General features: G+C 69.6%; 9 protein-coding genes and 1 pseudogene. 7 read left to right on the top strand and 3 right to left on the bottom strand.

What is annotated here, in order from left to right:
* A pseudogene (locus AB0C29_RS17250) lies at positions 1-277 on the bottom strand (hypothetical protein); the annotation flags it as partial.
* A 77-nt stretch (positions 278-354) separates the two neighbouring features.
* On the opposite strand from AB0C29_RS17250, the gene AB0C29_RS17255 reads away from it, so the two are divergent.
* The gene (locus AB0C29_RS17255) at positions 355-1509 is read left to right on the top strand and encodes a homogentisate 1,2-dioxygenase (protein WP_360821224.1); all 1155 of its coding nucleotides are present in this window, start codon (positions 355-357) and stop codon (positions 1507-1509) included.
* 54 nt (positions 1510-1563) lie between these two features.
* Here AB0C29_RS17255 and AB0C29_RS17260 read toward each other — a convergent pair whose 3' ends face one another.
* Positions 1564-2808, bottom strand: coding sequence for a chitosanase (locus AB0C29_RS17260; RefSeq protein WP_360821226.1), 1245 nt, complete (start codon positions 2806-2808; stop codon positions 1564-1566).
* Positions 2809-3093: 285 nt separating this feature from the next.
* On the opposite strand from AB0C29_RS17260, the gene AB0C29_RS17265 reads away from it, so the two are divergent.
* The 6 genes from AB0C29_RS17265 to AB0C29_RS17290 are packed head-to-tail and all read left to right on the top strand — an operon-like array spanning position 3094 to position 9706.
* Positions 3094-4281, top strand: coding sequence for an ROK family transcriptional regulator (locus tag AB0C29_RS17265; RefSeq protein WP_360821227.1), 1188 nt, complete (start codon positions 3094-3096; stop codon positions 4279-4281).
* 37 nt (positions 4282-4318) lie between these two features.
* Entirely contained in the window at positions 4319-5644 is a 1326-nt protein-coding gene (locus AB0C29_RS17270; RefSeq protein ID WP_360821229.1) for an ABC transporter substrate-binding protein, read from the top strand.
* Positions 5645-5647: 3 nt separating this feature from the next.
* Positions 5648-6565, top strand: coding sequence for a sugar ABC transporter permease (locus AB0C29_RS17275; protein WP_360821231.1), 918 nt, complete (start codon positions 5648-5650; stop codon positions 6563-6565).
* On the top strand, positions 6562-7443 hold the full coding sequence (locus AB0C29_RS17280) for a carbohydrate ABC transporter permease (protein WP_360821233.1): 882 nt from the start codon (positions 6562-6564) through the stop codon (positions 7441-7443). The genes AB0C29_RS17275 and AB0C29_RS17280 overlap by 4 nt, the downstream gene beginning before the upstream one ends.
* Complete coding sequence (locus AB0C29_RS17285) at positions 7440-8696, top strand: 6-phospho-beta-glucosidase (RefSeq protein WP_360821235.1); 1257 nt, start codon at positions 7440-7442, stop codon at positions 8694-8696. The genes AB0C29_RS17280 and AB0C29_RS17285 overlap by 4 nt, the downstream gene beginning before the upstream one ends.
* Positions 8693-9706, top strand: a complete 1014-nt coding sequence (locus tag AB0C29_RS17290) for a BadF/BadG/BcrA/BcrD ATPase family protein (protein ID WP_360821237.1) — start codon at positions 8693-8695, stop codon at positions 9704-9706. Before AB0C29_RS17285 ends, AB0C29_RS17290 begins: the two co-directional genes overlap by 4 nt.
* Before the next feature lie 290 nt (positions 9707-9996).
* Here the strand turns inward: AB0C29_RS17290 and AB0C29_RS17295 are convergent.
* Positions 9997-10858 (bottom strand): hypothetical protein (locus AB0C29_RS17295; protein WP_360821239.1); only part of this gene is annotated, 862 nt, incomplete at its 5' end.

Here is a 10858-nt window from a genome sequence, read left to right on the forward strand (position 1 = left end):
TGGTGTTGGTCCCCAGCGCCTCGATCCGCTGGTTGATCGCCTGCGCGGAGGCGCCGATCGCGGCGTCGTTGACGACGCCGACGGCGAGGCCGCGCGGGGAGAGATCAAGCTTGACGAGCGACGACGGTACGAGCAATGCCCCGATCAGTCCCGAATACCAGGAGTCGCGGTGTTTGGTATGGGCTGCGAGCGCCTCCGGGGTCCCGATGATGCCCGGCGGCAGCAGGGACGCGTCATCGACGAGTCCTGCGAACAGCGGCGGCACCAGCGTTGACACGAAACTGAACCTAATGGACGCTTCGAGAGGCGGACAACACCGTCCGTAATGTCAGTTTTCTAGGGGTGGTGGCAACGATGCCGTACTACCGCAGCGTCGGGGAGATCCCTCGTAAGCGGCACACCCAGTTCCGCCGGCCGGACGGCGGACTCTACGCGGAGGAGTTGATGGGCCAGGAGGGCTTCTCCTCCGACTCGTCCCTGCTCTATCACCGGTACGCGCCGACGGCGATCAGCTCGGCGGAGGTGCACGAGCCACCGGCCACGAGCCAGTCGCCGAATCTGCCGCTCAAGCCGCGCCACCTGCGTACCCACAAGCTCGATGCCGGCCCGGGCGACGCGGTCCTGGGCCGCCGCCCGCTGCTGGCCAACGGCGACGTCCGGATCGGCTACGTGGTCGCCGACCGTCCGTCACCGCTCTACCGGGACGCCGTAGGCGACGAATGCCTGTACGTCGAGGAGGGCGCCGCCACGATCGAGACGACCTTCGGTGCGCTGCGGGTCGGGGCCGGCGACTACGTGATCATCCCGACCTCGGTGGTGCACCGGATCGTGCCGGACGGCCAGGTGCGGATGCTGACCATCGAGGCGACCGGGCACATCGGGCCGCCGAAGCGCTACCTGTCGGTGCGCGGGCAGTTCCTGGAGCACTCGCCGTACTGCGAGCGCGACGTCCGCGGCCCGGACGAGCCGCTGCAGGCCGAGGGCACCGACGTCGAGGTGTACGTCAAGCACCGCGCGGGCTGGACCCGGCACGTGTACGCCCACCACCCGTTCGACGTGGTCGGCTGGGACGGCTGCCTGTACCCGTGGGCGTTCTCGATCCACGACTTCGAGCCGATCACCGGGCGCGTGCACCAGCCGCCGCCGGTGCACCAGACGTTCGAGGGGCCGAACTTCGTGGTGTGCTCGTTCGTCCCGCGCAAGGTCGACTACCACCCGCTGGCGATCCCGGTGCCGTACAACCACCACAACGTCGACTCGGACGAGATGATGTTCTACACCGGCGGCAACTACGAGGCCCGCCGCGGTTCGGGCATCGAGCAGGGCTCGATCTCATTGCACCCGTCGGGCTTCACGCACGGCCCCCAGCCGGGCGCGGTGGAACGCGCGATCGGCGCCGAGGCCTTCGACGAGCTCGCCGTCATGGTCGACACCTTCCGCCCCCTGGACCTGTGCGACGCCGCACTGTCCGTCGAGGACACTGCGTACGCCTGGACCTGGAACAGGTGAGAAAAGGCGGGGGAGCTTGTGGCTCCCCCGCCTTCCTTTCCCCGGAGTGGTCGACTATCCGATGTGGAAGCTGTCGCCGTAGACGGCGAAGTCGAGCGGGGTGTTCAGGTCGAAGTTGCCGTTGCGCAGGAACACACGCTGGGCGGTGTCGATACGGGTGACGTCGGAGTGCGCTTCTTCTTTCTTCATCTCCACGACACGCTCGTCGAGGAACGCGTTCAGCCACGTGGTCTCGTTGCCGCCCTGCGACGGCGGCTTGGCCAGCTTCAGCGCCCGGCTGCGGATGGACCGCATGCCCTCGTAGCCGTGCACCACCGAGGCGTCGTAGTAGGCGAACTGACCCAGGGCCCGGACCCCGTCGGACTTGCCGTCACGCACGGACGGGTTGAAGTACACCCGGTCCCGCTCGGATTCCTGCGCGGCCTGGAACACCGGGTCGGCTGCCGCGGTCTTCCAGTCCCGGGTGAAGTTCGGGTCCAGCCCGGAGTGCGACGAGGTCCCGTTGACGTTGCGCAGCGCCGGCAGGTACTTGGCCAGCACGTTGCCCGGCTTGGTGGCCGTGTACGCCTCGACGAGCTCCAGCATGTCGCCGGTGCCGGAGCAGAAGCCGATGATCCCGGCGGTGTAGCCCCGGCCGTCCTTGATGTCCTCGATGTAGGAGAACTGGGCACGCCAGTTGAGCGAGGAGTTCTCGGCGGCCGAGACGATCTGCATCGCCACGTCCTTCTTGGCCGGGTTGTCCAGGCCGACGCCGCTGTTCGGCGGGGTCGTGGTGGGTGGCGTGGTCGGCGTGGTGGTGCCGCCGGGCAGGGTCCACTTCTGGTTGGCGCCGGTGCCGCAGGTCCAGATCTGCAGCCGGTTGCCGTTCGCGGAGTTGTTGTCGGGCACGTCGAGACACTTACCCGAGCCGGTGTTGATGAGTGTGCCGGCGGTGCCCGCGGTCCACTTCTGAGCGGCCGTACCGTTGCAGTCGTAGATCTGGATCTTGGTCCCGCTGGCCGTGCCGGCGGCGGCCACGTCGAGGCACTTGCCCAGCGCCCGGATCGTGTTGTCGGTGTTGCCGACGCTCCAGGTCTGAGCGCCGGTGCTGTTGCAGTCGTAGAGCTGCACGGCGGTTCCGTTCGCACTGTTGGCGGCGGCGACGTCGACACATTTGCCGCCGAGGCCCTTGATGGCTCCCGCGGTCGCCGCGCTGGCCGGCATGAGGCTGTAGGCGATGCCGGCCGCGGGGATCAGCACACCGCCGAGGGCGTACGCGATCAGCTTCTTGCGGCGGTGCGGTCGTGAGGGGATGGTCATGGCGCTCCTCGTGGGGGTGGAGGCGGGTGGGCGCGCAGGGTTGAGCCATCGATGACGGGCGTTGGGGGTGCCCGTCGCCGAGGCGATGAGTGGTCACGCTAGGTCAGTTAAGTTGATTAATCAATCCCCGTCGATTAATCGCTTTTGCCCGCTCCAGGGCTGATTCACCGGGCCGACTTGCCGCCTGGGGGAAACGCAGCGCGACGAAGTATTGACAGCTCAACAGCGGCAGCCCTACGGTCCAGCTAATTGTTAGCTGGTTTGCCAATCAACCGAGGGGGCTCCGTGCCGCGACTGGCGGGATCGTCCAAGCTGCTGCGCGCCATGAACGAGAGCGCGGCGCTCGCCCACCTGCTCGAGCCGGGCCGGCTCACCCGGGCCGATCTGCGCCGGCTGACCGCGCTCTCCACCCCGACCATCTCCGAGGTGCTGCGCCGGCTCACCGACGCCGGCCTGGTGACCGTCGTCGGCTACAACAGCGGCCGCCCGGGGCCGAACGCGGAGATCTATGCCGCCAATCCGGACGCAGCGTACGCCGCCGCCGTGTCGGTCCGCGACATCGGTGCCAGCGGGGCACCGTCGGTCGAGGCCGCACTCTGCGATCTGACCGGCGCTGTCCGGGCCCGGATTGCCACCCCGGTCGACTTCCTGCAGACCGATCCCCGTACCGCGCTGGTGGACGTCGTCGCCGAACTGAGCCGTGCGGCCGGCGTCCCGGCCGATCGGGTCCACCACGTGCAGCTCGGCGTGCCCGGCTCGTACGACGTCGGCGCGGCGACGATCCGGCACGTGGACGTGCCGGGCCTCGGCCGGGCCGGCCTGGTCCCGGAGATCGCCGCGGCGCTGGGCACCCACGTCGGCGTCGACAACGACGTCAACCTGGCCGCGGTGGCCGAGCGGCGCCGGGGCGTGGCCCGCGAGGTCGACGGCTTCGCGCTGCTCTGGCTCGGCCAGGAAGGCCTCGGTCTGGCCATCGACATCGCCGGCACGCTGATCCGCGGTGCGCGCGGTGGTGCGGGCGAGATCGGCTACATGCCGCTCTACTCACCGGATTCCACCCATCGCAAGGTCGACCTTCAGGACCTGTTCGGCGGCGCGGCCATCCTCGCCCTCGGCCAGGACCACGGCGTCTCCGGCGGCACCCCGTACGAGATCGTCGCCGCCGCGGCCGCCGCCCCGGACGCCTCCGGCGAGTTCTTCACCCACCTGGCCGACCGGATCGCGGTCGGCCTGGCCGCCGTGATCGCCGTGCTCGACCCCTCGCTCGTCGTGCTGGCCGGCCCGGTCGCCCAGGCCGGCGGCCAGACGCTGCTCACCGCGGTCAAGGGCGCCCTGCGCCGGGCCGCCCCGCTGGAGAGCACCATCGCCGTCACCACCATCGACGACGACGCGGTCCTGCTCGGCGCCCTCGACGCCGGGCTCACCGCCGTCCGCGAGGCGCTGATCGCCTCGATCCGCGACAACCAAGCCTGATCCCCCTGCCGCACCACCCCTGAGAGGACCCCTCGAAGTGAACAAGCGGATACCTCATGCCCAAAAATCGATCGTCGCCGCCGCTGCGGCTCTGCTGCTGACCGCTGCCTGCACCCCCGCCGCCAAGGAACAGAAGATCGCCGACCCGGGTACGGAGGTGTCCGGCACGGTCGAGCTGTGGCACTTCTTCACCGAGCGCGAGGCCGCCGCCATCGACACGGTGATCAAGGACTTCACCGCCACCCACCCGAACATCAAGGTGACGGTGAAGCCGGGGCAGGACGACTCGAAGATGACCCAGGCCATCGGGGCCGGCAACGGGCCGGACATCGGGCTCTCGTACTCCACCGACATCGTGGGCAAGTTCTGCTCGTCCGGGGCCTGGGTGGACCTGGCGCCGTACATCAAGCGGGACAATGTGGACCTGAACCGGCTGAACGAGACCACGCGCTCGTACACCGAGTTCGACGGCAAGCGTTGCGCGATGCCGTTCCTGGCCGACGCGTACGGCATCTACTACAACAAGGACATGTTCGCCAAGGCGGGCATCGCCGGGCCACCCAAGACCCTCGACGAGCTCACCGAGGACGCCAAGAAGCTCACGGTCAAGAACAAGGACGGCTCGCTGAAGACGGTCGGCTTCCTGCCGCTCTTCGACTTCTACGAGAACGCCGCCGCGCACCTGGCCCCGGCCGTCGGCGCGAAGTGGCTCACCCCCGACGGCAAGTCGGCGGTCGGTGCCGACCCGGCCTGGAAGACCCTGATGACCTGGCAGAAGAGCCTGGTCGACTGGTACGGCTACGAGAACCTGCAGAAGTTCCGGGCCGGCCTGGGTGACGAGTTCAGCGCGGACAACGCCTTCCAGAAGGGTCAGGTGGCGATCAACGTCGACGCCGAGTACCGGCTGGCGTTCCTCAAGGACCAGGCGCCGAACCTCAAGTACGGCGTCGCGCCGATCCCGGTCAGCGACCCGGCCCGGTACGGCGGCGGCTACGTCACCGGCAACATCATGGGCATCTCGAAGAACGCCAAGAACCCCGAGGCGGCCTGGGAGCTCATCAAGTACCTGACCACCGACGACAAGGCCATCGTCAAGCTGGCCAACTCGCTGAAGAACGTACCGACCACCACCGGCGCCATCAGCGATCCGGGACTGCAGGTCGAGCCCGAGTTCAAGGCGTTCATGGACATCTTCGCCAACCCGAACTCGCTGACCTCGCCGCCGGCCGCGTCCGGGCCCGCGTACCAGGAGACCTTCGGCACCTTCGCCACGAACTGGCAGTCGGGCAAGGTCAAGGACCTGGACGCCGGGCTGGCCGACGCGGACAAGCAGATCAACAGCGTGATGACCCTGGGCGGCTGAGCCATGCGCCTGCGCCGGAACCTGACCGCCTGGTCGTTCCTCGCCCCCGCGCTGATCGGCATCGTGGTGTTCTTCATCTACCCGCTGCTCAGCGCCGTGTACTTCTCGTTCACCAAGTTCGACCTGCTCACCGTGCCCGAGTGGGTCGGGCTGGCGAACTACCGGCGGATGGGTGAGGACCCGTACCTGCTCCAGTCGATCCGTAACACGCTGTGGATGGTCGTGGTGTTCGTACCCGTCCGGATCATCAGCGCGATCGGGCTGTCCATGCTGCTGAGCCAGCTCAAGCGGGGCGCGGGCTTCTTCCGGACGATCTTCTACCTGCCGGCGCTGGCGCCCCCGGTGGCCGCCACCATCGCGTTCGTCTACCTGCTCAAGCCGGGCACGGGTCCGGTCAACAACTTCCTGGCCCGGATCGGCATCGAGGGACCGCTCTGGTTCAACTCACCCGAGTGGTCCAAGCCGTCGCTGGTGCTGCTCGGCCTCTGGGGCATCGGCGACATCATGATCATCTTCCTGGCGGCGGTGCTGGGCGTCCCGGCCAGCCTGTACGAGGCGGCCGCGCTCGACGGCGCGAACGCCTGGCACCGCTTCCGCTACGTCACCCTGCCGACCATCCAGCCGGTGATCCTGTTCGCCACGGTCACCGGCGTGATCTACACACTCCAGTACTTCGACCAGGCCGCGGTGGCCGGGTCCATCGCCAGCGGGCAGGCCGTGACCGGCGGCGGCATCTCGTCGTCGTTCGGCTTCCCCGAGGGCTCCACGTTCACCTATCCGCTCTGGCTCTACACGGTCGGCTTCCGCTACAACGCGCTCGGCTACGCCAACGCGATGGCTGTCGCGCTGTTCGTGGTCGCGCTCTCCGTGACGGTCATCCTGCTGCGCCGCTCCAAGGCCTTCTCCGGGGAGGAACAATGACGGCTCTGCTGGAACGGCCGGCCGCGGCCGCGCCGCCCACCATCCGACAGGTACGGCGTCAGCACCGGCTGGCGTGGATAGCCCGGCACAGCATCGCGATCGTGCTGGCCATCATGTTCCTGACCCCGGTGGTCTACCTGTTCCTGATCTCGGTGATGACCAGCAACCGGGCCCTGACCAGCGACTACTGGCCCAACACGTGGCACTTCGAGAACTACGTACGGGTCTTCGAGATCACCCCGCTGCCGCGCTACCTGCTCAACACGGTCATCTACGCGGTGTCCGCCACGGTGCTGATGCTGCTGTCCAGCGTGCCCGCGGCGTACGCCCTGGCCAAGCTCAGGTTCCGCGGCCGCAACGTCATGTTCCTGACCGTGCTCTGCGTGATGATGCTGCCCCCGCAGGTCGTGACCGTCCCGCTCTACCTGATGTGGGCCCGGTACGGCCTGACCGGCTCGCTCGCGCCGTTGATCATCCCGATGCTGTTCGGCGACGCGTTCTGCATCTTCCTGCTGCGCCAGTTCCTGCTCACCATCCCGACCGACTACCTGGACGCGGCCCGGGTCGACGGCTGCGGCGAGTGGCGCACCCTCCTGCGGGTCGTGGTGCCGATGGCCCGGCCGGGGATCGCGGCGGCCGCGCTGTTCCAGTTCTTCTACGCCTGGAACGACTACTACGGCCCGCTGCTCTACACCAGCGAGAACGAGCACGCCTGGACGCTGTCGCTGGGGCTGGCCTCGTTCCACGGTGTCCATCACGTCGACTGGAACCTGGTCACCGCGGCCACGGTGCTGGCCATGGTCCCGATCGTCGTCGTGTTCTTCTTCGCCCAGAAGGCATTCGTCCAGGGCGTCACACTCACGGGAGTCAAAGGGTGAAGATCGCTGTCGTCGGCGGCGGGTCGACGTACACGCCGGAGCTGGTGGACGGGTTCGCCCGGCTCGGCACCATGGTGTCGGAGCTGGTGCTGATCGACCCCGCGCAGGAACGGCTCGACATCGTCGGCGCCTTCTCGGCGCGGATCTTCCAGCACTACGGCCACCCGGGCAAGGTCACCTGGACCACCGACCTGGACGCCGGCGTCACCGATGCCGACGTCGCGGTCATCCAGCTGCGGGTCGGTGGTCAGGCGGCCCGGATCAGCGACGAGACGTTCCCGCTGGACTGCGGCTGCGTGGGCCAGGAGACCACCGGCGCGGGCGGGCTCGGCAAGGCGCTGCGTACGGTGCCGGTCGTGCTCGACGTGGCTGCCCGGATCCGGGCCCGGGCCAAGCCGGACGCGTGGATCGTCGACTTCACCAACCCGGTCGGCATCGTCACCCGGGCGCTGCTCGACGACGGCCACAAAGCGGTCGGCCTGTGCAACGTGGCGATCGGCTTCCAGCGCCGCTTCGCCCGGATGCTCGACGTGGAACCGGCCGCGGTCGTCCTGGACCACGTCGGCCTGAACCACCTGACCTGGGAACGCGCCGCCTACGTGGACGGCGTCGACCGGCTTCCGGAACTGCTGGCGGCCCACCTGGGCGAACTGGCCGAAGAGGTGGACCTGCCGCCGGAGGTGCTGACCACGCTGGGCAACGTGCCGAGCTACTACCTCAGCTACTTCTACGCACACGACCGGCACGTCCGGCAGTCCCGCGGAGCCCAGACCCGGGGCCAGCGCGTCGCGGAGATCGAGGCGACGCTCATGGAGATGTACCGCGACCCGGCCCTGGTCGAGAAGCCGGCCCTGCTCGGCGAACGCGGCGGCGCCTACTACTCGGAAGCGGCGGTGGGCCTGATCGCGGCGCTGCACGGCCACGACCCGGACGGCGTCCACTCGGTCAACATCCGCAACAACGGCACTCTGCCGTTCCTGCCGGACCAGGCGGTGATCGAAGTGTCGGCCCGGGTGGGCCGCCCGGGCCCGGTGCCGCTGCCGGTCACCCCCCTGGCCCCGGACCTGGCCGGTCTGGTCGCGCACGTCTCCGGGTACGAGGAACTGGCGCTGGACGCAGCGGTACGCGGCGGCCGCAACCGGGTCTACCGCGCCCTGCTCGCCCACCCCCTGATCGGCCAGCACGAGGACGCCGAAGCGCTGACCGGCAAACTGCTCGCCGCGGGTGCGCAGCACCTGGCCTGGGCTCGATGAAGCCGCTGTACCTGGCCGTGGACGGCGGCAACTCCAAAACGGACGTCGTCCTCGGCACGGCGGAGGGCGAGATCCTCGGCTTCGTCCGCGGACCGACCAGCTCCCCGCACATCCTCGGACTGACCGGCACGATCGAGGTGCTGCGGGACCTGATCGCCGCCGCCCGCGCAGATGCCGGACTGCCCCCGGGAACGCCGATCGACCTGGCCGCGGTCTACCTGGCCGGCGCCGACCTGCCGATCGAGGTCCAGCGCCTGCACACGGCCATCGAAGCGCAGTCCTGGACCGCGCAGACCATCGTGGACAACGACTGCTTCGCCCTCATGCGCGCGGGCACCTCGATGCCGGACGCGATCGCGGTCGTGTGCGGCGCGGGCACGAACTGCGTGGGCCGGGCCGCCGACGGACGCACGGCAAGGTTCCTGGCCCTGGGCCCGATCTCCGGCGACTGGGGCGGCGGCCACGACCTGGCCGACCACACGCTGCGCATGGCCGCCCGAGGCGAAGACGGCCGCGGCGACGAGACGTCGCTGTCAGAGGCGGTCGCAAACCACTTCGGCTACTCGACTGTGGAGGAGGTGAGCATCGCCCTGCACCTGGGCGAGCTGGACCCGACCCGGATCCGCGAACTGACGCCGCTGCTGTTCAAGATCGCCACACAGGGGGATCGGGTGGCCGGGCAACTGGTCGACCGTCAGGTGACGGAGATCCTGGCCCAGCACCGGGTGGCGGCGACCCGGCTCGGCCTGCTGGCGGAACCGCACGCGCTGGTACTGGGCGGCGGGGTCCTCCGGGCGCAGCATCCGGTGCTGCACGACCAGGTGGTCCGTGGGGCGGTGGCGCAAGCTCCACAGGTACGGGTCAGCGTCCTGGACACGCCGCCGGCTGTGGGGGCGGCGCTGCTCGCCCTGGACGCCCTCGGCACGACCGGCCGAGCCGAAAAAGCAGTACGCACAACCCTCGCCACCACCGAACCCGGCGCCGCTCCGCTCTTCGGAGCCGCAGCCTGAAACCCGCCCTCACCAGCATCGGACTGCTCTCACCGGCATCAGGCTGCCCTTACCCGCATCAGGGTGGCCTCACCGGCATCGGGCCGTCCTTAACGGCATCAGGCCACCCTCGCCTACTTCAGGCTGACCTCACTCGCATCAGGCTGCCCCCCACCCGCATCAGGCTGGCCTCACCCGCATCGGGCCGTCCTTAACGGCATCAGGCCACCCTCGCCTACTTCAGGCTGACCTCACCCGCATCAGGCTGCCCCCACCCGCATCAGGCTGGCCTCACCCGCGTCAGGCCGTCCTTAACGGCGTTGGGTCAGAACGGCGAGCTCGGCGGCGGCAGCGACAAGCATCGCGATGACCAACGGGATGACGCCGCCGAGCACCGCGAACGCCACCAGGCCCAGCGGTGCCAACGCCGTCGCATAGACCGCGGCGACCAGCCGGCCTGCCCCGCGGATCTCACCGAGACCAACACCGATGGGAACCGGCAGCGCACGCGTGAGCCAGACCGCGACGGCCACCACGACCACCACCCCGATGACCCCGCCCCACATCCGGGCCACGCCGGTGCTGGCGGTGGTCATCACCGCGGCGAGCACGGCGGCGATCAACACCCCGTTGCTGCCGTAGAGAACGGCCTGCCGGAACGTGTCCGCGACCAGGGCCGAGCGGTCCAGCACCGGCCCGGCCGGCCGGGTGACCGGAGGCGGCGGCGGGGCCGGCACCTCCTCGGCGACCGGCTCCGGAACGGGCAGGGCGGCGTCGGCCAGGCTCTCAAGGGCCAGCGCCCAGCGGCGGCGTTCCAGCCGGACCACGCCGACGTCCTGCTGCGCGTCGCCGATCGTGGCGTCGAGGTCGAGCGCTTCCCCGTACGCCCGCTGCGCCAGGTCGAACAACCGCAGCCGCGCCGCCACCACAGCCAACACCAGATGCGCCTCGGCGTCGGTGGGCGTCAGCCGTACCCCGTTCCACGCGGCATTGAGTGCGTCCTGGCCGTTACGCGCCTCACTCAGCAGGGCCGCCCCGGTGCGCTGCGCGTACGGGTCAGCCGGCCAGGCCGCCAGGATGGAAGCCGCCACCTCGGCGGCCTCGCCGAACCGCCGCTCGTCCGACAACGCCATCGCCCGCGCGACCAGCGGCCCCACCGTCCCGGGTGCGGCC

Source organism: Actinoplanes sp. NPDC048791, assembly GCF_040650095.1.
In the GTDB taxonomy this organism is placed as follows: domain Bacteria; phylum Actinomycetota; class Actinomycetes; order Mycobacteriales; family Micromonosporaceae; genus Actinoplanes.